Origin of the sequence: Saccharopolyspora thermophila (assembly GCF_014646075.1) — a bacterium.
Taxonomy (GTDB): domain Bacteria; phylum Actinomycetota; class Actinomycetes; order Mycobacteriales; family Pseudonocardiaceae; genus Saccharopolyspora; species Saccharopolyspora thermophila.
The window spans coordinates 104,215-125,204 of sequence record NZ_BMMT01000002.1 but is presented as its reverse complement, the minus strand read 5'-3'; the positions used below and the strand labels follow the sequence as shown (position 1 = coordinate 125,204).

Genomic DNA, 20,990 nt, shown 5'->3' with positions numbered 1-20,990 from the left:
CCCGAAGCCAGCCACCACGCCCAACGACGTTGACCCCAGAGCCATGAAGGGGCTCACGCGAAGCGGGCCGTCCCGCTGTGGAACGGCCCGCTTCACGGACAGGGGTCAACCGAGTTCGATGATCAGGTCGCCGCCCTCGACCTGCTGGACGCCGCCGATCGCCACGCGCTTGACCTGGCCGCTTTGCGGGGCCGTGATCGCCGCCTCCATCTTCATCGCCTCGATGGTCGCGATCGTCTGCCCCTGCTCCACGACGTCGCCCTCGCCGACCGACAACGTCACCACACCGGCGAACGGCGCGGGCACGTGGCCCGGATTGGACCGGTCGGCCTTCTCCGCCACCGGCAGGTTCGACGCCACCGAGCGGTCGCGCACCTGGATCGGCCGCAGCTGGCCGTTCAGCGTGGCCATCACGGTGCGGATGCCACGCTCGTCCGGCTCGCTGATCGCCTCCAGGCCGATGAGCAGCCGCACGCCCGGCTCCAGGTCCACCGAGTACTCCTCACCCGGCCGCAGCCCGTAGAAGAAGTCCTTGCTGCGCAGCAGCGAGGTGTCGCCGAACGCCTCGCGGTGCTCGGTGAACTCCTTGGTGGGCTTGGCGAACAACAGCCGGTTGAGGGTGTTGCGGCGGTCGCTGCGCAGTCCCTCGCGGTCCTCTTCGGACAGCTCCGCCACCTTGCGGACCGCGGTACGGCCCTGAAGCGCGCGGGTGCGGAACGGCTCCGGCCAGCCCGCCGGCGGGTCGCCCAGCTCGCCCTGCAGGAAGCCGATGACCGAGTCCGGGATGTCGAACCGGCGCGGGTCGGCCTCGAAGTCGGCCGGGTCCACCCCGGCGCCCACCAGGTGCAGCGCCAGGTCGCCGACCACCTTCGACGACGGGGTGACCTTGACCAACCGGCCCAGGATCCGGTCGGCCGCGGCGTACATCGCCTCGATCTCCTCGAACTTGTCGCCGAGGCCGAGCGCCACGGCCTGGGTGCGCAGGTTCGACAGCTGGCCACCGGGAATCTCGTGCGTGTAGACCCGGCCGGTCGGCGAGGCCAGCCCCGCCTCGAACGGCTGGTAAATCTTGCGCACCGCCTCCCAGTACGGTTCCAGGTCGCACACCGCCCGCAGGTCCAGCCCGGTGGCCTGGTCGGTGTGGTCGGTGGCGGCCACCACCGACGACAGCGCGGGCTGCGAGGTGGTGCCGGCCATCGACGCGGTGGCCGCGTCCACGGCGTCCACACCGGACTGGATGGCGGCCAGGTAGGTGGCCAGCTGCCCGCCCGGGGTGTCGTGGGTGTGCAGGTGCACCGGCAGGTCGAACTCCCGGCGCAGCGCCGACACCAGCTTCACCGCCGCCGGGGCGCGCAGCAGCCCGGCCATGTCCTTGATCGCCAGCACGTGCGCCCCGGCCTTGACGATCTGCTCGGCCAGCCGCAGGTAGTAGTCCAGCGTGTACAGCTTCTCGTTCGGGTCCGACAGGTCGGCCGTGTAGCACAGCGCGACCTCGGCGACCGACTTGCCGGTGGCGCGCACCGCATCGATGGCCGGGCGCATCTGCTCGACGTCATTGAGCGCGTCGAAGATGCGGAAGATGTCGATGCCGGTGTCGGTGGCCTCCTGCACGAAGTGCTCGGTCACCTCCGTCGGGTACGGCGTGTAGCCGACCGTGTTGCGGCCCCGCAGCAGCATCTGCAGGCAGATGTTGGGCACCGCCTCGCGCAGCTTCGCCAGCCGCTCCCACGGGTCCTCGGCCAGGAACCGCAGCGCCACGTCGTAGGTCGCGCCGCCCCAGCACTCCAGGGACAGCAGCTGCGGGGTCGTCCGCGCCACGTGCGGCGCCACCGCGAGCAGGTCCTTGGTGCGCACCCGGGTGGCCAGCAACGACTGGTGCGCGTCACGGAAGGTGGTGTCGGTGACGCCGACCGCCTTGGACTCGCGCAGCCAGCGGGCGAAGCCCTCCGGGCCCAGCTCGGTGAGCTTCTGCTTGGAGCCCGCGGGCGGCTCGGTCGACAGGTCCAGCTCCGGCAGCTTGTGCAGCGGGTCCGGCGTGCTGGGACGCTCCCCGTGGGGGCGGTTGACCGTGACGTCGGCGAGGTAGCTCAGCAGTCGGGTGCCGCGGTCGGCGGAGTGCCGCGCGGTCAGCAGGTGCGGCCGCTCGTCGATGAACGAGGTGGTGACCCGGCCCGCGGCGAAGTCCGGGTCGTCCAGGACCGCCTGCAGGAACGGGATGTTGGTGGCCACGCCGCGGATGCGGAACTCGGCGACGGCCCGGCGGGCACGGGCGACCGCGGTGGCGAAGTCCCGGCCACGGCACGACAGCTTCACCAGCATCGAGTCGAAGTGCGCGCTGACGCTGGTGCCGGCGAACGCGGTGCCGCCGTCGAGGCGGATGCCCGCGCCGCCCGGCGAGCGGTAGGCGCTGATCATGCCGGTGTCCGGGCGGAACCCGTTGGCCGGGTCCTCGGTGGTGATCCGGCACTGCAGCGCCGCGCCGCGCAGCCGGATCGAGTCCTGCGTCAGACCGAGGTCCTGCAGGGTCTCCCCGGCGGCGATGCGCAGCTGCGACTGCACCAGGTCGGCGTCGGTGACCTCCTCGGTGACGGTGTGCTCGACCTGGATACGCGGGTTCATCTCGATGAACACGTGGCGGCCCTGCTCATCGACCAGGAACTCCACGGTGCCCGCGTTGACGTAGCCGATCTTGCGGGCGAAGGCGACCGCGTCGGCGCAGATCCGCTCCCGCAGCTGCGGGTCGAGGTTGGGCGCCGGGGCGATCTCGATGACCTTCTGGTGGCGGCGCTGCACCGAGCAGTCCCGCTCGAACAGGTGAATCACGTTGCCCGCGGCGTCGGCGAGGATCTGCACCTCGATGTGCCGTGGGTTGACCACGGCCTGCTCCAGGAACACCGTGGGGTCGCCGAAGGCCGACTCGGCCTCCCGCATCGCCGCCTCCAGTGCCTCGCGCAACGCGGGCGGCGCGTCGACGCGCCGCATACCGCGCCCGCCGCCACCGGCGACGGCCTTGACGAACACCGGGAACGTCATGCCCTCGGCGGCGGCCAGCAGCTCGTCGATGTCGCGCGACGGTGCGGAGGAGTCCAGCACCGGTACGCCGGCTTCGCGGGCCGCGGCGACCGCGGTCGCCTTGTTGCCGGTCATCTGCAGGATCTCGTGGCTGGGACCGACGAAGGTGATCCCGGCCTCCTGGCAGGCGCGGGCCAGTTCGGGGTTCTCGGAGAGGAACCCGTAGCCGGGGTACACGGCGTCCGCCCCGGATCGCCTGGCGGCCTTGATGATCTCCTCGACGGACAGGTAGGCGCGGACCGGGTGGCCGGGCTCGCCGATCTCGTAGGACTCGTCGGCCTTCAGGCGGTGCAACGAGTTGCGGTCTTCGTGCGGGAACACAGCCACCGTGCCAGCGCCGAGTTCGTACGCTGCGCGGAAGGCGCGGATCGCAATCTCGCCGCGGTTTGCGACGAGCACCTTGCGGAACATGCCGGACTCCTCGAGACGACGGGTGTCGGTCGGTGTCAGCACACTACCGCGAAAATTCCTCCTTCCGGGAGAACCTCCCGAGTGATGGACACCTTCACACCATCGGTGACCAGGACAAACGAAAGCCACAGGCAAGAGGCGCGAGAAAGAAAATTCCCTTGATTTTTCTTCCGCAGAATTTTGTGGATCTGCCGCAGGCGTAGGCGGCGGTGCGTCGCGGTCAGGTCTTCTCGAGGTACTCGGCCCGTTCGGCGTCGACCACCTCGGCGACCATGCGGGCCAGGCCCGGGTGGTGGCGCAACTGGGGGTCCTCGGCGACGAGTCGGGCCGCTTCCTCGCGGGCCTGGGCGATCACGTCCTCGTCGCGCAGCAGGGACAGCATCTTCAGGCCGGACTTGCGGCCCGACTGGGCCGCGCCGAGGATGTCGCCCTCACGGCGCAGCTCCAGATCCAGCCGGGCCAGCTCGAAGCCGTCGGTGGTGGAGGCCACCGCCTCCAGCCGCTCCCGCGTGGTCGTGCCCGCCACCGCCTCGGTGACCAGCAGGCACAGTCCCGGCGCGCTGCCCCGGCCGACGCGGCCGCGCAGCTGGTGCAGCTGGCTGACGCCGAACCGGTCGGCGTCCATGATCACCATCATGGTGGCGTTCGGGACGTTCACGCCCACCTCGACGACCGTCGTCGCGACCAGCACGTCCAGCTCACCGGCGGCGAAGGCGCGCATCACCGCGTCCTTGTCGTCGGCGGCCAGCCTGCCGTGCAGCACGCCCAGCCGCAGCCCCCGCAGCGGCCCGGTCGCGAGCTGCTCGGCGACCTCCAGCACCGCCAGCGGCGGCCGCCGGTCCGCCCCGTCCTCGGGCGGTGGCTCCTCACCCCCGCCGTCGCTGTCGTCCACAGCGGACTTCGCGGCCTTCTTCCGGCCCCTGCCACCGTTGTCCTCGTCGTCGCCGATGCGCGGGCACACCACGTAGACTTGGTGCCCGGCGGCGACCTCCTCGTGGATGCGCGCCCACGCCCGATCCAGCCAGGCCGGTTTCTCCGCCACCGGCACGACGCTCGTGCTGATCGGCGAACGCCCGCTCGGCAACTCCCGCAGCGCCGAGGTCTCCAGGTCGCCGTAGACCGTCATCGCGACCGTGCGCGGGATCGGCGTCGCCGTCATGACGAGCACGTGCGGCGACACGTCGTCCCCGCCGCGAGCCCGCAGCGCGTCCCGCTGCTCGACGCCGAACCGGTGCTGCTCGTCGACGACCACCAGGCCCAGGTCGGCGAACGACACCCGGTCCTGGATCAGCGCGTGCGTGCCGACGACGATCCCCGCCTCCCCGGAAGCCGCCTCCAACAGGGCCTTCCTGCGCTGCGCGGCGGTCAGCGAACCGGTCAGCAGCGTCACCCGCGTGGCGTTGTCCGCCCCGCCGAGCTCACCCGCCATCGCCAGGTCGCCGAGCAGTTCGCGCAAGGAGCGCGCGTGCTGCGCGGCCAACACCTCGGTGGGCGCGAGCATCGCCGCCTGCCGTCCGGCGTCCACCACCTGCAACATCGCACGCAGCGCGACCACCGTCTTGCCGCTGCCGACCTCGCCCTGCACCAGGCGGTTCATCGGGTGCGCGGTGGCCAGGTCGGCGGCGATCTGCTCGCCGATCTCCTGCTGCCCGCGGGTCAGCTCGAACGGAATCCGCTTGTCGAAGGCGGCCAGCACGCCGTCGTCGCGCCGCGGGCACACCGGCGCCGGGTGCGCCAGGGCGGCGTCGCGCAGCCGCGCCAGCGCCAGCTGCACCGCCAGCGCCTCGTCCCACTTCAGCCGCTGCTGTGCGGCGGCGACGTCGCGGAAGTGCTGCGGGCGGTGGATCTTGCGCAGCGCCGACTCCAAATCGGCCAGGCCCATCCGGTCGCGCAGCTCCGCCGGCAGCGGGTCGTCGGTGCCGTCCCAGACGTCGAGGACCTGACGCACGCACCGGGCGATCGACCACGAGGGCAGGCCCTGCGCCGCCGGGTACACCGGGATCAGCGCGGCGGCGAACTCCTCGGCGGCCGCCCCCACGTCCTCGTGGTCGGACTCGAACAGCTGGTATTCCGGGTGCGCCAGCTGCAGCTGGTTGCGGTAGGCGGTGACCTTGCCCGCGAACATCCCGCGCCGCCCCGGCAACAGCTCCCGCTCCCGCCACGCCTGGTTGAAGAAGGTGCAGGTCAGCGAGCGGTGGCCGTCGGTGATGCGGGCCTCGACGATGGTGCCGCGCCGCGACTTCATGGTCCGCTTGCTGACCCGCTCGACCTGCGCCAGCACCGTGGCGTGCTCACCGATCTCCAGCCCGGCGATCGCGGTCAGCTCGCCGCGTTCGGCGTAGCGGCGCGGGTAGTGGCGCAGCAGATCTCCCACACTCACCAGACCGAGCGCCGATTCGAGTGCCCGGCCGGTCTTGGCACCGAGCACCCGGTCCAGCTTCGCGTCCAATGTGGTCACTGCCTGTCCTCCGCCGTGCGCGTCGTCACCAGGGGCGCAGGAGCGATTATCTCCACCGCACCGACGTCAGTCGGCGTGGTGAGCTCCCCGGCGGCCCAACCGCCAGCCCAGCCAGCCCGCGAGCAGCCCGCCCAGCAGCAGCCAGCCCTGCCCGTGCAGCTCCGCCGCGTCGCGGAAGTCCGGAGCGTCGAGGTTGGCCACCGCGGTCAGCACCACGGTGCCGAGCATCAGCGCGCCGAACACGCCCAGCGCCGCCCCGGCCAGCGCCAACCCCTGGCGCCGCAGCACACCGCGCACCCCGAACACGCTCCAGACCGCGGCGACCACCAGCCACCAGACGAGCTTGCCGAACACAAAATCACGCAACGAGCTGGAGCTCTCCGGGGCACCGGACGACGCCCACTCGACCGCCAGGGGCTCGGGCAGCCGGGAACGCAGCGCCAGCGGCACGGCGACCATGCCCACGGCGATGAGCACCGTCCAGCCGACCACGAACCACAGATACCGCCTGCGGACACCCACTGCGCGCTCCCGTCTCGACAAACCGCCAGCATCGACGGTAGCCGCCTGGTCAGCCGGCGGGGCGCACGACCGGCCAGCGGCGCAGCACGACCATCCCGAGCACCGCGAACAGCACCCACCCGAGCAGACCGGTGCTCCCGGCGACCAGCAGGTTCGGTGGTTCGGCCGCCGATCCCACCAGCATCGGCAGCCCGGCGCTGGCGTTGAACGCCCCGTGCGCCAGCACCGGCGGCCACACGCTGCCGGAGCGCAGCCGCAGCCAGCCCATGACCACCCCGTAGACGGTGCAGAAACCGGCGAACACCACCGCTGCCAGCGGCCCGAGCTGCGGGTAGTTGTAGCCCAGCAGCGTCAGCGGGGCGTGCCAGACGCCCCAGACCAGGCCGGACACCAGCAGCGCGCGGACGGTCCCGGCGCCGGTGAGGCGGGGCAGCAGCCAGCCGCGCCATCCCCACTCCTCGCCGAAGGCCACCACCGAGTTGATCAGCGGCGCGAGAAGGACCATGGCGAGCAGCTGCACCAGCACCACGGTTCCGGCACTGAGTGGCACGCCCTGCGCGGTCAGCGCCTGCTGGAGCAGGCTGAACCCGGTGAGGTCCACGGCCAGCAGGCCCAGCGCGGAGCTGAGCGCGACCACCACCACGCTGAACACCACGGTGCCGAACCAGGCGAGCAGCACCAGCACAACGGTGTGGCGCGGGCGCGGTCCCAGGGTCAGGCCGGTGTCACGGGCCCACTGGCGGGCCGGGACGCGGTGGTCGACCAGCCGCACCGCGAGCACCCCGAGCGACGGGGTGAGCATCATCAACGGCCCGACGTAGGCCAGATGCGGACCGAGGTTCCCGCCGTCCACCCAGGCCGGCAGCGCCACCAGCCAGGCACCGCCCAGCGCCACCAGCAGGAAGAGCCAGATGTCACGCCGTCCCACGACCGCCTCCCTCACAGCGCCGAGCGTTCGGTGACCAGGGCGTTGACCAGCTCGGCACCGCGTTCGGGGTGGTCGACGCTGATGACGAAGTCGCGACCGGACGTCAGCCGCAGGACCAGGCAGGGGCCGCCGCGCAGCATGATCGCCGTGCTGGCGGGAAGCACCCGGTAGCCCCAGCCTCCAGCGCCCAGCGCGTGCCGGTGCTCCGCCCGCGCGCTGGTGATCCGGTCCAGGTGGATGCGCCGGGCGGGCCAGCGCTGCGGGCCGAACGCGGTGCGCACCCCGCGTTCGTCGATCTGCACCCGCGCCGACGACAGGGCCAGGCAGGTCACCCCGGCCAGCGCCAGCGGCATCGCGGCCGCCGGGGTTTCCAGCAGCGCGGACCCCAGCGCCGCGAGCAGCGTCAGACCACCGATCGACAGCAGCACCGGGCTGGTCACCGAGGACACCCACACCGTGCGCTCGGTCGCCTTCAGCGCCAGTGCGGGGCTACTCGTCTCCGCTTCGGGGGTCTCGTCGGGGCCGCGGTTGCCGAGCTTCCAGCCGATCCCGCCGGCGGCGCCGGCGAGGGCCAGCACCGCGAACGGCTGCCAGTTCAGCGAGCGGGCCCGCGTCCAGTCGGCGACGTCGAGGTTCGCGGCCACCACGGCGACCGCCATCCCGGTGACGAACACCGCGGCCGCGCCCAGGACCGCCGCGGACGCGGCCCGGGTCCGCCGCTGCCGTCGGCCGAGCACCCCGCACACCACCGCGATCGTCGCGATCACCAGCCAGCCGACCAGTAGGACGACCAGGAAACCGGTCCGCGACTGGAAACCGTCGGGGACGCCGGAGAACCCCCAGTGCGTGGCGAGCGGATCGGGCAGCCGGTCGCGGACGACTCCCACGCCGAGCAGCAGGGCCGCGGTCACGGCGACGACCCAGCAGACGGCCGACACGAGGAACCGGACGAGGTGGCTCATGGCACCTCCCGGCCGGGCGACTCGGCAGCGGGGTGGCAGCTCCTCACTTCTCCTCCTCGATCCACGCGGCGACGTCGTCCGGCCCGTAGCCGTGCCGCGCCGCCTCGGCGAGCAGCTCCCGCAGCTTCTGCTGGAGCGCGGCGCGCGGATCGGGACGGCGCAGCACGGTCACGCCCCGTCCCCGCCGGAACTCCAGCAGTCCCTCCTCTCGGAGCTGGCGCAGCGCCCGCAGCACGGTGTTGGCGTTGATCTGCAGCGCGACCGCGAGATCCCGCGCGGGCGGCAACCGGTCACCGGGAGCCACCTCGCCCTCGGCGATGGCGCGGCGGAGGGCGTCGGCTGCCTGCTCGTGCAGCGGACGCTGGTCGTGCAGATCCAACGAGAGCAACATGATGCTAATAAAACTAGCATCATTCACGTCTTCCGGTCACGACCGCGCAAGCACCCGCACCGGGGACCTTCGACCGGATTCCGCACCAAGTTCCGGCAAACCCGGAAGGTTCCCTCACGGGGATGGCTCTCGCGTCGCCTCACTCGACTCCGAGGAGCAGGCGGGGATGCAGGGTGCCCGCCGGGTAGTGGGTGAACTCCACCTCGGGATGGGCCCGGCGGAGGTGCTCGGCGAGGTCGTCCGGGAGCCCCGCCGGGGCGTCGTCGGAAACCAGCGCGGTCACCAGCTCGCCGCCGGTGGTGAGCATCCGCTCGGCGAGGTCACGGGCCGCCGCCAGCAGGTTGTCGCCGATGAGCACCACCTCGCCGTCGACCAGCCCCAGCACGTCCCCCGGTCGGCAGCGGCCCACCCAGGTCAGCGCCTCCGCCTCGGCGATGCGCAGCTCGCCGCGCCGAGTCGCGGCGGCCGCCTCGGCCATCGCCACCTGGTCGTCGGCCCGCCGCCGCCCCGGATCGTGCACGGCGAGCGCGGCCAGCCCCTGCACCGGCGAGGCGGTCGGCACCACCACCACGTCCTGGCCATCGCCGATGACCTCGGCCGCGACCTGCTCGATCACCGCGGTCACCGCGCCGTCGTTGGGCAGCACCGCCACGTGCGCCGCGCCCGTGGCGGCGAACGCCTCGCGCACCTGCTCTGCGGACGGCTCCGCGTCGACGACCAGGACGTCCGCGCCTTCGGCGGCGAACAGCTCGCCCAGCGCACCGCTGGGGACACAGGCGAGCACCGCGACCTCGCGGGCGAACGCCCGGCGCTGGTCGGCGAACCGGGTCACCTTGATCCGGTGCACCCGGCCGACCCCGATCCCCGACTCGATCGCCGCGCCGATGTCGTCGCAGTGCACGTGCACCGCCCACGACGCCAGCCCGTCACCGACCACCGACACGCAGTCGCCGATGCCGCACAACGCCTCCCGCAGGCCCGCCACCCGTGCGGGGTCGGTATCCGCGAGCAGGTACATGACCTCGTACTCGTACTGCGACTCGTGCTCCAGCACACCCGCTTCACCGGCGACCGGCGCCTTGGGCGCCAGCCGTTCGCCGTCGCGCACCACGGCGTGCAACGCGTCGAGCAGGACCACCAGGCCGCGCCCGCCGGCGTCGACGACCCCCGCGTCCGCCAGGACCGGCAACTGCGCCGGTGTCGCGGCCAACGCGCTGATCGCGGCCCGGGTCGCGTTGTGTACGACGACGTCCAGCTGCTCAGCCCCCTGCGCTGCGCACGCGGCCGCGTGCAGCACCGACAGCACGGTGCCCTCCGCAGGTTCGGCCACCGCCTCCCGGGCGAGTTCGGCGGCCCTGACCAGGGCCGCACCGATGTCCGCGCCGTCGGCCGCCGGAACATCCCGCAACTGCTCGGCCATGCCGCGCAGCGCCTGCGACAGCAGCACTCCCGAGTTGCCGCGGGCGCCGCCGAGCGCCCCCTTGGCCAGGGCCGTCAGCACCCCACCAAGGGTGTCCGGTTCGGCCGCGTCGAGCTCCGTGACCGCGGCCCGCATGGTCTGCAGCAGGTTCGTGCCGGTGTCGCCATCGGCCACCGGGTAGACGTTGATCCGGTCGATCGCCTCCCGCTCGACGGCCAGCGCGGCCAGCGCCAGGTCCACCCAGCGGCGGGCAGCCGCCGCGTTCAACGTCCGCAACACCCGGGACCTCCCACGCAACCACGAACGGATTGTCCGAGACTAGTCGCTGCGTGAAGCCGGCCCGCCTCACGGGCCTGGGCCGGCGAACCCACCGGACCGTGGAACGCCGCCACCGCGGCAGCACTCACGCAGGATCGCGTGCGTGCACGCGAGGCGGGAAAGGTTGCGGCCGACGCGTCGCTACGACGCGTGCCTGCGCCACTGCGGGCCGACGATCGCCCACTCCGCCGCCCAGGCGGCCAGGCGACGCCTGGTCACCCACAGCCTGGCGATCGTCACCAGCACCACCACGGTGAGTGCCGATCCGATGAGGACTGCCGCGCCGGCCAGGCCCGCCGCCTGCGTGGCCTGCGCGCTGGTCATCGGTGGCGAGGTGGGCTGACCGCCCTGGTCCAGCCAGACCGGGACCGTGCCCGCCACCGGGGCGCGGGTCGGCAGCTCGACGACCGCGAACCGCTCGTCCGGCGGTTCGCCCCACCGGACCGCCACCGAGCGCTGCGCCGTCGTGCTGCCGACCTCGGCGACCACCGTGGCCACCACCTGCTGCCTGGTCGCGTGCTCGCGCTCCACCTGGGCGAGCCGACCGCGCAGTTCGCCCTGCGCCACCACGGTCGCCAGCACGATGGCGGCCACGGCCGAGAGCACCGCGAAGACCAGGGCGATCGGTTCGAAGTAGTCGGTGCGCCGGCGCAGCGGGTTCGCGCCGGGGAACACCCGGCGAAGCAGGCGCCGCAGGCCGTCGCGGTTCCGGTCGGCTCCCATGACGAGCCTTCTTCCGCCCCGAACACATCATCCGGCAAGGGCCAATGTACGACCCGCCCGGACCGAAAGCCATCCGCCGCGAGCAGGGCGAACAGCTGTCTACGGGAGCTTCCAGTCGATGGGCTCGACGCCCTTCGCCGCGAGGAGCTCGTTGACCCGGCTGAACGGGCGGCTGCCGAAAAAACCACGGTCGGCGGACATCGGACTGGGATGCGCCGACTCGATGCAGTCCACGCCCGGCATCAGCGGCCGCAGGTCGCGGGCGTCGCGGCCCCACAGGATCGCCACCAGCGGTTCGTCGCGTGCGGCAAGCGCCTTGATGGCCTGCGCGGTGACCTTTTCCCACCCCTTGCCGCGGTGCGAACCGGGCTTGTGGGGCCGCACGGTCAGGGACCTGTTGAGCAACAGCACGCCACGCTCGGTCCACGGCGTGAGGTCACCACTGGAGGGCGTGGGGTAGCCGAGGTCGTCGGTGTACTCGCGGAAGATGTTGACCAGGCTGCGCGGCGGTGCGACGCCGGGCGCGACCGAGAAGCTCAGCCCCACCGGATGGCCCGGGGTGGGGTACGGGTCCTGGCCGACGATCAGCACCCGGACCTCGTCGAACGGCTGCTGGAAGGCACGCAGGACGTGTTCCGGGGCAGGCAGGTAGGTGCGCCCGGCGGCGACCTCTGCGCGCAGAAACTCACCCATCGCCTTGATCTGGTCGGCGACCGGTTCCAGAGCTCGCGCCCAACCGGCCTCCACGAGTTCGCTCAGCGGACGTGCGGCCATGGCTGAACACCGTAGCGAGATCCACGATCAGTCCGGCGACGGGCCCCGCGGTACTCGCCGAGCACACAAACGTGACGCAAATCACATTCTATAGAAGTAACGTCACGCCTCATGCGGTTTCGCGCGGTATCCACAGCACACCCGATAGTGTCATTTTCGCCTGTCATACCGCTATTTCGGCGGGCAAATCGGTCGCTCGTCAGACACGACACCGACGGCGCTCGAACGGTGAGATTCCGCATAAGCGGAATACCATCTCCAAAGCGTTGTGTGCTGTTTTGGTGGCCTCCCACTGGTCGCTCGGCTAGGTTCTGCGGAGTTCGAATCGACCACGACCGTGGCTGGCATGACCCGGAGGTGGGCCGCAAACTCATGACTTCGCCGGAAACAGCCGAAACACCCGAGCAAAGATCACTGCTGCGCCGGGCCGTTGGCGCAGCCGCGATCGGCAACTGCACGGAGTGGTACGACTTCGGCGTCTACGCGTACGTGGCCGCCTACGTGGGCCATCAGTTCTTCCCCGGACCGTGGGAGACCGTCTCCGCCTTCGGCGTCTTCGCGATCTCGTTTCTGTTCCGGCCGCTGGGCAGCCTGTTCTTCGGCCCGCTGGGCGACCGGATCGGCAGGCAGAAGGTGCTGGCCGTGACGATCCTGCTGATGTCCGGCTCGACGTTCGTCATCGGTTTGCTGCCCACCTACCAGACCATCGGCATCGTGGCGCCGATGCTGCTGCTGCTGTGCCGGTTGTTGCAGGGCTTCTCCACCGGAGGTGAATACGGCGGCGCGGCCACCTACATCGCCGAGTACGCACCCGACCGGCGGCGCGGCTTCTGGGGCAGCTGGCTGGAATTCGGCACGCTCGTCGGATTCGGATTCGGTGCGCTGGTGCCGACAATCCTGATCCTCAACCTGGACAGCGCCGACATGGCGAGCTGGGGTTGGCGTATTCCGTTCCTGATCGCCGGTCCGCTCGGCGCCGTCGGGCTCTACCTGCGGGCCAGGCTGGAGGACACCCCGGCGTTCAAGGACCTGGAGGCCAGCCACAAGGTCGCCAAGTCCCCGCTGAAGGACCTCGTCCGCGAGTGGTGGCGGCAGCTGCTGATCCTGATGGGCATCGTGGTGCTCATCAACGTCGCCAACTACACGATCCTCACCTACATGGAGACCTACCTGAAGAGCACCCTGCACGTCCCGGACGGGCAGGAGTACCAGGTCCTGGTGCCGCTGCTGCTCACGGTGGCCTTCATGCTGGTGGTCATCACGCCGGTCGGCGCGCTGTCGGACCGGGTGGGTCGCAAGCCACTGTTCCTGTCCGCGGCGATCTGCTTCCTGGTGCTGCCGGTCCCGGCGTTCCTGCTGATCGCGCAGGCCACCGTGCCGACCACGGTGCTGGGTCTGGGGCTGCTGGCGATCGGGCACGTGCAGCTGATCGGCCCGCTGGCCGCGACGCTACCGGCGATGTTCCCGACCAAGGTCCGCTACGCGGCCTTCAGCGTCGGCTACAACATCTCCACCGCGGCGTTCGGCGGGACCGCGCCGCTGGTCAACGACGCGGTGGTGCAGTCCACCGGCAACAGCCTCTTCCCCGCCTTCTACCTGATGGGCGCGGCGCTGGTGGCGCTGGTGCCGATCCTGCTGCTGAAGGAGACGGCGCGCCAGCCGCTGATGCAGGACGCACCGGCCCCGGCGACGTCCCCGGCGTCCTGACCCGTTCGCCCCGACGGACCCCGGTGTGCGACCGCGCACCGGGGTCCGTCGCGTCAGCGCCAGTGCTCCCAGCCCGACGGCCCCTCGTAGACCGCGCCGTCGACCGTCACGCCCGAGCCCTCGGCGACCACGCCCACGGCCCGCCAGCCCTCCGGCAGCGGGCGGTCGGGTGGGAACGTCGCGGCCAGTGCCTGGTCCTCGCCGCCGGTGAGCACCCAGTGCCGCGCGTCGGCGCCGAGCGCCGAGGCCACCTCGTTCAGCCGCTGCGGGACCTCGACCTGCTCGGTGCGGATGTCGATGGCGACCTGCGAGGCGGCCGCGATGTGCCCGAGATCGGCCAGCAGCCCGTCGGAGGTGTCCACCATGGCCGTCGCGCCCGCGGCGGCCGCCTGCGGCCCGGCCGCGTACGGCGGCTCCGGGACGCGGTGCGCCCCGACCACCGCCACCGGGGAGCGGAAACCCCGCCCCAGCACGGCCAGCCCGGCCGCCGACCAGCCCAGCCGGCCGACCACCGCCACCACGTCCCCGGGCCGCGCCCCGGAGCGCGTCACCGGCTCCCGGCCCTGCAGGTCGCCCAGCGCCGTGATCGAGATCGTCAGTGAGGTCGCCGACACCATGTCGCCCCCGACGATGCCGATGCCGACCTGCTGTGCTTCTTCCCACATGCCCTCGACCAGCTCGTCGACCACGTGGCAGGGCAGGTCCGGCGAGCAGCCCAGGCCGACCAGCAGCCCGGTCGGCACCGCGCCCATGGCGGCGATGTCGGAGAGGTTGACCGCGACCGCCTTGCGCCCCACCTGGTGCGGGGTCGACCAGTCGAAACGGAAGTGCACCTGCTCCACGAGCACGTCCGTGGTGGCGACCACCCGGCCGTCCGGGGCGGCCACGACGGCCGCGTCGTCCCCTGGTCCGAGCACCGTGCCCGGCGGGAATTCCCGGCCAGCCGTCACCCGATCGATGAGACCGAACTCACCCACCTGGGAAACGGTCTGTGCGTCCTGCGACGGATCAGGACCCAACTGGGACCTTCCTTCCTTGAGCATCCGCTCGGTCCGATGGGGTAGCTTTCTGCCAGTTTCCTACCCCGAGCACATGGGCGAGACGAAGGGGCACGCCGTGGTTCAGGCATACATCCTCATCCAGACCGAAGTCGGCAAGGCGGCGGCGGTGGCCGCCGAGATCGCCGGGTCGCCGGGCGTCATCAGCGCCGAGGACGTCACCGGCCCCTACGACGTGATCGTCCGCGCCGAGGCGGAGAACGTCGACCAGCTCGGCAAGATGGTCGTCGCCAGGATCCAGAACGTGGAGGGCATCACCCGCACCCTGACGTGTCCGGTGGTGCACCTGTGACGAGTGGGCGGTCGCCCCGGTAGAACCGGGCCCCGCACCTCCTTCGCGCGGCCAGGCCGGTGCCGGCGGGCACCGGCGGCCGTGCTGTAGTGGACGACGTGGTTCACCAATCAGCGCCCGGAGTGCCCCGGCCGGTGTTGATCGTGGCGATCACGCTCGGTGCACTCCTCGCCCTGACGGTCGCCGGGATCGGCGCCTACGGCTGGTACGGCGCGCGCCAGGAGCAGCAGGCCGCGGAAGCGGCCGAGCAGGCCCGGCGCAGCGGGCCGTTGGCGCTCGCGCCGATCCCCGCGCCCCAGGCGACGTCGCCGGAGTGCGCCGCGGTCCTGGCCGCGCTGCCGCGGGAGCTGACCGTGGCCGGCGCGCGGGTGCCGCGCCGCGAGCTGGCGCAGCCCGCGCCCCCGGCGACGGTGGCGTGGGGCGACGCCGAGCACGACCCGGTGACGGTGCGGTGCGGCATCGACGCACCGGCGGAGCTGACGCCGACGTCGCAGCTGCTGGACGTCTCGGGGGTGAGCTGGCTGGAGATCAGCCAGGGCGGCGACACCTCCTGGTTGGCCGTCGACCGCCCGGTTTACGTGGCACTCAGCGCCCCCGGCGGAACCGGCACCGGCCCGCTGCAGGACCTCTCCGCGATCCTGCGCGACACGCTGCCGAAACAGCCCGTCTTCCGCTGACCCGCTACGCGGCCGCAACAGCGCGCGGGGCAAACGCTTCCGGGTGCGCTCAGCGCAGGCCGGTACCGCGGGCGATCGCCGTGTCGATCAGCGTGCTCAGCAACGTCGTGTAGTCCACCCCGGTGTGCGCCCACATCCGCGGGTACAGCGAGATGGACGTGAAACCCGGCATCGTGTTGACCTCGTTGATGATCAGCTCGCCGTCCTCGCGGACGAAGAAGTCGACGCGGGCCAGTCCCTGGCACTCCAGCGCGCGGAACGCCCGCACCGCGGTGTCGCGCAGCCGCTCGATCACGTCGTCGCCGAGCTTGGCCGGGATGTCGAACTCGGTGACGTCGTCGAGGTACTTGGATTCGTAGTCGTACCAGTCGGTTTCGCCGGTGACGCGGAGCTCCGCGGGTAGCGACGCCTCGATCCGGCCATCCGGGAACTCCAGCACGCCGCACTCCACCTCGCGGCCCACCACCGCCGCCTCGATGATGACCTTCGGGTCGGTGCGGCGCGCCTCGGCGATCGCCGCGTCCAGCTCGGCCCAGTCGGTCACCTTGCTGATGCCCAGCGACGACCCGGCGCGCGCCGGCTTGACGAACACCGGCAGCCCCAGCCGCTCCCGCGCCGCCTCGTCCAGTGTGGACTGATCGCGGCGCAGGACCTCGAAGCGGCCCACTCCCAGCCCCTCGGCGGCGAGCAGCTTCTTGGTGTACTCCTTGTCCATCGACACAGCGCTGGAGAGCACGCCCGGCCCCACGTAGGGCACGTCGGCCATCTCCAGCAGGCCCTGGATGGTGCCGTCCTCGCCGAAGGCCCCGTGCAGCACCGGGAACACCACGTCCACCGACGACAGCACCTCGCCGCCGCGGCCCGGTTCCAGCAGCACGAGTTCGCGGCGCGTCGGGTCGCCGGGCAGCGCCAGGGCGGTACCCGGCGCGACCTCGGGTTCCTTGCGGTCCCGGATCTCCAGCTGCTTCGGATCGCCGGTACCCAGCACCCAGGCACCCTCGCGGGTGATGCCGACCGGCACGATCTCGAAGCGGTCCCGGTCCAGGTGCGCCAGCACGCTACCGGCGGACACGCAGGAAATGCCGTGTTCGGTGCTCCGCCCGCCGAAGACGACCGCCACCCGGATCTTGCGCTGTGTCATGCGCCGGACCATACCTGGCGGGCCGGGGCGCCGTCTCGCTGCATCGGGCGCGGACGCGTCCACGCGAGCCTGTCAGGACCTGCACAGTCGCGCGAGGATCGGCAGGGCCCGTGCCAGGTCGTCGCGCGAGCAGGCGGCGTAGCCCAGGGCGAGGCCGAACCACTGCTGCGGACCGCAGTGGTGCCGTCGCAGACCGTCAAGCACGAGCCCCTCCTCGGCGGCTTCGGCGACCACCCGCTGCTCGGTCGCGGCGTCGGGCAGCGGGAGCACGACATGCGCCCCGGCGCGGTCGCCGAACACCTCGACGCCCCGCTCCGCGAGCATGTCCACCACCAGCGAGCGGCGTTGGGACAGTTCACGGCGCAGCCGGCGCAGATGCCGTCCCAGGTCGCCGTGGCGGGCGAACTCCACCAGCACGCGCTGCCCAGCCGGAGCGGGGCTGGTCCCGGTGCGGTCGCGGTGTTCCAGCACCGCCGCCGCCACGTCGTCCGGAGCGAGCATCCACCCGACCCCGAGGGTCGGGGCGAGGATCTTGCTGGTGGTGCCCAGGTGCACCACCACGTCGGGGGCCATCGAGGCGAGCACCGGCAGCGGTGCCACGTCGTAGCGCAGCTCGCCGTCGTAGTCGTCCTCGACGATCAGCCAGTCCTCGGCGCGCGCCCGGTCCACCAACGCGATCCGGCGCTCCGCGGGCAGCCGACCGCCGATGGGGTACTGGTGCGCGGGCGAGCAGTAGACCGCCTGCACGCCGCGCGGGATGGCGTCGACCACGATGCCCGCGTGGTCGACCGGCGCGGGCACCACCCGCACACCCGCGGAGCGCAGCGCGCCGACCGCGCGCTGGTAGCCGGGCTCCTCCACCGCGACGGTCGCGCCGCGGCGCAGCACCGCGGACGCCAGCTCCACGACCGCCGACGTGGTGCCGCCGGTGGCGAGCACGTTGTCCACCGTGAGACCGCCCACGACGAGCCCGCGGTGGCGCAGGAGGTGCTCGACGACGGCCTCGCGGTACGTCACCACGCCCGCGCGGTGCGGCCGCCAGTCCGGATCGGTGTCGGCCGCCGACCGCCACGCGCGCCGCCACGCCGCCCGGTCGATGCCCTCCACCCACGGCACACCGGGGGTCAGCACCACCCGCTGCGGCGCGGGTTCCGGCTCGGGAACCCGGGTGCCCACCGCGACACCGGTGCGTGCTCCGGGCGGGCTGGTCGTGACGTACGTGCCGGAGCCGTGCCGACCGGCGATCCAGCCCTCGGCGTGCAGCTGCTCGTAGGCGGCGGCGGTCACGGTGCGGCTGACCCCGAGGTGGCGCGCGAGGGCGCGCGTGGACGGCAGCCGGTCGCCCCCGCGCAGCTGGCCGAGCGTCGCCGCGTGGCGCAGGGCGTCGGCGAGCTGCACGGCGAGCGGTCGCGCGTCGTCGCGGCGCAGCTCGATGGCGAGTTCCAGCAGCGGCGAACTCGCCGGCACGGCATGTGGCATTTCGAAAATCTCCCTGATTGGCACTTCGATAATGCCACTTCTCGGTTGATCCTGGTGGACGTGACCCGACAGCTCTCCCCCACCGCACGATCCACGATCCGCCGCGGCAGCGCGCGGGCCCGCACCGAACGCAGCGATCTGCACGCGGTGCTCGACGCCGGGCTGATCTGCCACCTCGGCCTGGTCGTCGACGGCTCACCACGAGTGTTGCCCACCGGCTACGGCCGCCGCGGCGACACCCTCTATGTGCACGGCTCCACCGGCGCGCGCAGTCTGCGTGAAGCAGCCGCGGGCGCGGAGGTGTGCGTCACCGTCACGCACCTGGACGGCATCGTCTACGCACGCTCGCTGTTCCACCACTCGGTGAACTACCGGTCCGCCGTGATCCACGGGCGGGCGCGCGGCGTCGTTGACGCCGACGAGAAGCGGGAGGCGCTGCGGGTCATCACCGAGCAGCTGGCTCCCGGGTCATGGGCGCACGCGCGGCTGCCGACCAGGCGGGAACTGGCCGCCACGGCGGTGCTCGCGCTGGACCTGGCCGAGGCGGCGGTGAAGATCCGCACCGGCGGCCCGAACGACGACGCCGAGGACGTCGCGGCCGGCACGGCGTGGTCGGGGGTGCTGCCGCTCGAACGGCGCTGGGGCACCCCGCAACCGGCGCCGGACCTCCCGCCGGACGTCGAGGTCCCGGCGCACGTGCGCGACCGGCGGTGGCCGGCGTGAGGGAACCGCACCGCGCGGGTCGACTGTGGACGATCACTCCCGGGTGCCGGTGATTCCGGGTGAGGTTCCCGGGCGCCGGTGTCTTCCGGGCGTCAGGGTTCCCGGCTCAGGCCGGTGAGCGGGTCATGGCGGTAGAAGGTCATCCGGGCCCGCTCCGGGCGGTACACGTGGACGCTCACCGCCGGGTCCGGGCCGTCGTTGCTCACCTGGTGCACGTAGTTCGGCCCGAACACCCGGGCCTGGCCTGCCACCAGCGGGTGCAGCACCTCCGCGCCGCCACGGACGACACGCTCGGTCAGCGAGCCGGTCACCACGGTGAACGCGCCCGTCGCGCCGCCGTGGTCGTGCAGTTCGGTGTGCTGGCCCGGCAACCAGCTCAGCAACCACGCCTCGTAGCCCTCGGTGCGCCGCAGCAGCCCGGCCCAGCGCTGATCCGGGTGGTAGCGCAGCAGGTGCGTCCACGAGCCACGGTCGGCGGCGAGTTCACGGGCGATGCGCACCGGGTGCGCGGTGGAAAGATCGGCAGGCGCGGCAACGGTATTCGGCGGAACGGCGAACACGGTGAAGGTCCTTCGGGATCGTTCGGGAATCCGGGCGCGCGGCAACATCAACCGCGACCACCCGGGACAGCAGGGGAATCGATCAACACGAAGAACACAGACAGAGCGCGCTGGCGACGCGGCGCAGGTCGATGTGACCCCGTCGATCAGTCATGGCGCGCAGCAACACGCCCCGAACTGAACCACCCCGCTCCGCCCCGCGTCAACTCGGGCGCACGATCTCACACCATGGTGGCGCCGGGTCCCATGGTGGCGTCGGTCAGCCGAGCGCCTGGAGGACGTCGGCGACCAGGTCGTCCGGGTCCTCGCAGCCAGCGGAGAACCGGACGAACCCCGGTGGCACCGGGTCGCCCCACTGTGCGCGCCGGTCCACCGTGCTGTGCAGGCCGCCGAAGCTCGTCGCCGCCACGACGAGCCGACTGCGTCGCACGAACTCCGCCACCGCCGCGGCGTCGGCCAGCTCGAAGCGGAACACGCCGTTCCAGCGCCGCATCTGGCGCCGTGCGAGATCGTGCGAGGGATCGTCGGGCGAACCCGGCCAGCGCAACCCGGACACCGCCGGGTGCCCGCGCAGCGCCGCCACGAGGGCCGCCGCGTTCTCCGCCTGCCGCGCCAGGCGCAGATCGAGGGTGCCCATGCTGCGGTGCGCCAGCCACGTCTCGAACGGACCGGGGATCGCACCGGACAACGTCCGCGCCCGCACCAGCCGTTCGGCGAGTTCCTCGTCGCGCACCGACACATGCCCCAGCAGCAGGTCGCTGTGCCCGGCCAACGCCTTGGTGTCACTGGCAATCACGATGTCCGCGCCGAGCTCCAGCGGGCGCTGCCCGAGCGGCGTGGCGGTGGTGTTGTCCACCGCGAGCAGCGCCCCGGCCCGGTGCGCCCGCTCGGCCAGCTCGGCGATGTCGCACACGTCCAGCCCCGGATTCGACGGGGTTTCCAGCAGCACCAACCGAACTCCGCGGAAGACCTCGTCGTCCCACGGGCCCGGCGTGGGGATCTCCCGCACGTCGAGGTCCAGCGCGGTCAGCTCGTCGCGCACGAACTGCCGCGTGGCGTAGTAGCCGTCGCTGGGCAGGACGAGCGCGTCACCCACGCCCAGCACGGCCCGCAGCACCGTGCTGATCGCCGCCATCCCCGACGGCAGCAGGACACAGCGCCCGCCGTCGAGCTCGCCGATCGCCGATTCCAGGGCGCGCCAGGTCGGATTGCCCGCGCGCCCGTAGAAGTCGCCGCCCTCGCCATCGCCCAGGTGGTACGGCGCGGCAAACACCGGACCCGGCAGCAGCGGTGTGCCGCCCACCGGTTCCGGATGGCCGCCACGCACGCAGCGGGTGCCGTCACCGAGATCCTCTGTGGTCACAACTCCCCTTC

18 protein-coding genes are annotated in these 20,990 nt (G+C 72.3%); 4 read left to right on the top strand and 14 right to left on the bottom strand.

The window, feature by feature from the left end:
• Window positions 1-105: 105 nt before the first annotated feature.
• From IEY17_RS03965 to IEY17_RS03925, 9 genes are all read right to left on the bottom strand, one after another.
• Entirely contained in the window at window positions 106-3,483 is a 3,378-nt protein-coding gene (locus tag IEY17_RS03965) for a pyruvate carboxylase (protein WP_188985569.1), read from the bottom strand.
• Between the two features lie 220 nt (window positions 3,484-3,703).
• Window positions 3,704-5,941: an ATP-dependent DNA helicase RecG gene (gene recG / locus IEY17_RS03960; protein WP_188985567.1), complete on the bottom strand. Its 2,238-nt coding sequence runs from the start codon at window positions 5,939-5,941 to the stop codon at window positions 3,704-3,706.
• A gap of 66 nt (window positions 5,942-6,007) precedes the next feature.
• The gene (locus IEY17_RS03955) at window positions 6,008-6,463 is read right to left on the bottom strand and encodes a hypothetical protein (protein WP_188985565.1); all 456 of its coding nucleotides are present in this window, start codon (window positions 6,461-6,463) and stop codon (window positions 6,008-6,010) included.
• 49 nt (window positions 6,464-6,512) lie between these two features.
• Window positions 6,513-7,391, bottom strand: coding sequence for a CPBP family intramembrane glutamic endopeptidase (locus tag IEY17_RS03950; protein WP_188985563.1), 879 nt, complete (start codon window positions 7,389-7,391; stop codon window positions 6,513-6,515).
• Between the two features lie 11 nt (window positions 7,392-7,402).
• Complete coding sequence (locus IEY17_RS03945; RefSeq protein WP_188985561.1) at window positions 7,403-8,353, bottom strand: DUF1648 domain-containing protein; 951 nt, start codon at window positions 8,351-8,353, stop codon at window positions 7,403-7,405.
• 43 nt (window positions 8,354-8,396) lie between these two features.
• Window positions 8,397-8,744 carry a GntR family transcriptional regulator gene (locus IEY17_RS03940; protein WP_188985559.1) on the bottom strand — a complete coding sequence of 116 codons (348 nt, stop codon included), beginning with the start codon at window positions 8,742-8,744 and terminating at the stop codon, window positions 8,397-8,399.
• A 139-nt stretch (window positions 8,745-8,883) separates the two neighbouring features.
• Window positions 8,884-10,443, bottom strand: a complete 1,560-nt coding sequence (locus IEY17_RS03935; RefSeq protein WP_188985557.1) for a DAK2 domain-containing protein — start codon at window positions 10,441-10,443, stop codon at window positions 8,884-8,886.
• A 180-nt stretch (window positions 10,444-10,623) separates the two neighbouring features.
• Window positions 10,624-11,205, bottom strand: a complete 582-nt coding sequence (locus tag IEY17_RS03930; protein ID WP_188985555.1) for an Rv1733c family protein — start codon at window positions 11,203-11,205, stop codon at window positions 10,624-10,626.
• A gap of 99 nt (window positions 11,206-11,304) precedes the next feature.
• Window positions 11,305-11,979, bottom strand: a complete 675-nt coding sequence (locus IEY17_RS03925; RefSeq protein WP_188985553.1) for a uracil-DNA glycosylase — start codon at window positions 11,977-11,979, stop codon at window positions 11,305-11,307.
• Between the two features lie 372 nt (window positions 11,980-12,351).
• Between IEY17_RS03925 and IEY17_RS03920 the strand changes: the two genes are divergently transcribed.
• Entirely contained in the window at window positions 12,352-13,686 is a 1,335-nt protein-coding gene (locus IEY17_RS03920) for an MFS transporter (protein WP_188985551.1), read from the top strand.
• A gap of 53 nt (window positions 13,687-13,739) precedes the next feature.
• On the opposite strand, the gene IEY17_RS03915 is transcribed toward IEY17_RS03920, so the two are convergent.
• A complete protein-coding gene (locus IEY17_RS03915; protein ID WP_188985549.1) occupies window positions 13,740-14,705 on the bottom strand; it encodes a thiamine-phosphate kinase in 966 nt (321 codons plus the stop codon).
• A 97-nt stretch (window positions 14,706-14,802) separates the two neighbouring features.
• Here IEY17_RS03915 and IEY17_RS03910 point away from each other — a divergent pair, with 97 nt between their 5' ends.
• Together IEY17_RS03910 and IEY17_RS03905 are read left to right on the top strand one after the other, a co-directional pair.
• The gene (locus tag IEY17_RS03910) at window positions 14,803-15,036 is read left to right on the top strand and encodes an Lrp/AsnC ligand binding domain-containing protein (protein WP_188986267.1); all 234 of its coding nucleotides are present in this window, start codon (window positions 14,803-14,805) and stop codon (window positions 15,034-15,036) included.
• Window positions 15,037-15,170: 134 nt separating this feature from the next.
• Complete coding sequence (locus IEY17_RS03905) at window positions 15,171-15,713, top strand: DUF3515 domain-containing protein (RefSeq protein WP_188985547.1); 543 nt, start codon at window positions 15,171-15,173, stop codon at window positions 15,711-15,713.
• A 49-nt stretch (window positions 15,714-15,762) separates the two neighbouring features.
• Here the strand turns inward: IEY17_RS03905 and IEY17_RS03900 are convergent, their stop codons facing one another.
• Both IEY17_RS03900 and pdxR read right to left on the bottom strand, forming a co-directional pair.
• Window positions 15,763-16,854: a D-alanine--D-alanine ligase family protein gene (locus IEY17_RS03900; protein WP_188985545.1), complete on the bottom strand. Its 1,092-nt coding sequence runs from the start codon at window positions 16,852-16,854 to the stop codon at window positions 15,763-15,765.
• Between the two features lie 72 nt (window positions 16,855-16,926).
• On the bottom strand, window positions 16,927-18,333 hold the full coding sequence (gene pdxR, locus IEY17_RS03895) for a MocR-like pyridoxine biosynthesis transcription factor PdxR (protein ID WP_188985543.1): 1,407 nt from the start codon (window positions 18,331-18,333) through the stop codon (window positions 16,927-16,929).
• Window positions 18,334-18,393: 60 nt separating this feature from the next.
• Between pdxR and IEY17_RS03890 the strand changes: the two genes are divergently transcribed.
• Window positions 18,394-19,056 carry a pyridoxamine 5'-phosphate oxidase family protein gene (locus tag IEY17_RS03890; protein WP_229679826.1) on the top strand — a complete coding sequence of 221 codons (663 nt, stop codon included), beginning with the start codon at window positions 18,394-18,396 and terminating at the stop codon, window positions 19,054-19,056.
• A 92-nt stretch (window positions 19,057-19,148) separates the two neighbouring features.
• On the opposite strand, the gene IEY17_RS03885 is transcribed toward IEY17_RS03890, so the two are convergent.
• Both IEY17_RS03885 and IEY17_RS03880 read right to left on the bottom strand, forming a co-directional pair.
• Window positions 19,149-19,616 carry a cysteine dioxygenase gene (locus IEY17_RS03885; protein ID WP_188985539.1) on the bottom strand — a complete coding sequence of 156 codons (468 nt, stop codon included), beginning with the start codon at window positions 19,614-19,616 and terminating at the stop codon, window positions 19,149-19,151.
• Between the two features lie 259 nt (window positions 19,617-19,875).
• Window positions 19,876-20,979 (bottom strand): cystathionine gamma-lyase, encoded by a 1,104-nt coding sequence (locus IEY17_RS03880; protein ID WP_188985537.1) that lies wholly within the window; start codon window positions 20,977-20,979, stop codon window positions 19,876-19,878.
• Between the last annotated feature and the right edge of the window lie 11 nt (window positions 20,980-20,990).

Coding starts and splice junctions, on each gene's coding strand:
- IEY17_RS03965 (WP_188985569.1), bottom strand. CDS start 3,483: ATGTTCCGCAAGGTGCTCGTCGCAAACCGCGGCGAGATTGCGATCCGC.
- IEY17_RS03945 (WP_188985561.1), bottom strand. CDS start 8,353: ATGAGCCACCTCGTCCGGTTCCTCGTGTCGGCCGTCTGCTGGGTCGTC.
- IEY17_RS03940 (WP_188985559.1), bottom strand. CDS start 8,744: ATGTTGCTCTCGTTGGATCTGCACGACCAGCGTCCGCTGCACGAGCAG.
- IEY17_RS03930 (WP_188985555.1), bottom strand. CDS start 11,205: ATGGGAGCCGACCGGAACCGCGACGGCCTGCGGCGCCTGCTTCGCCGG.
- IEY17_RS03925 (WP_188985553.1), bottom strand. CDS start 11,979: ATGGCCGCACGTCCGCTGAGCGAACTCGTGGAGGCCGGTTGGGCGCGA.
- IEY17_RS03920 (WP_188985551.1), top strand. CDS start 12,352: ATGACTTCGCCGGAAACAGCCGAAACACCCGAGCAAAGATCACTGCTG.
- IEY17_RS03900 (WP_188985545.1), bottom strand. CDS start 16,854: ATGACACAGCGCAAGATCCGGGTGGCGGTCGTCTTCGGCGGGCGGAGC.
- pdxR (WP_188985543.1), bottom strand. CDS start 18,333: ATGCCACATGCCGTGCCGGCGAGTTCGCCGCTGCTGGAACTCGCCATC.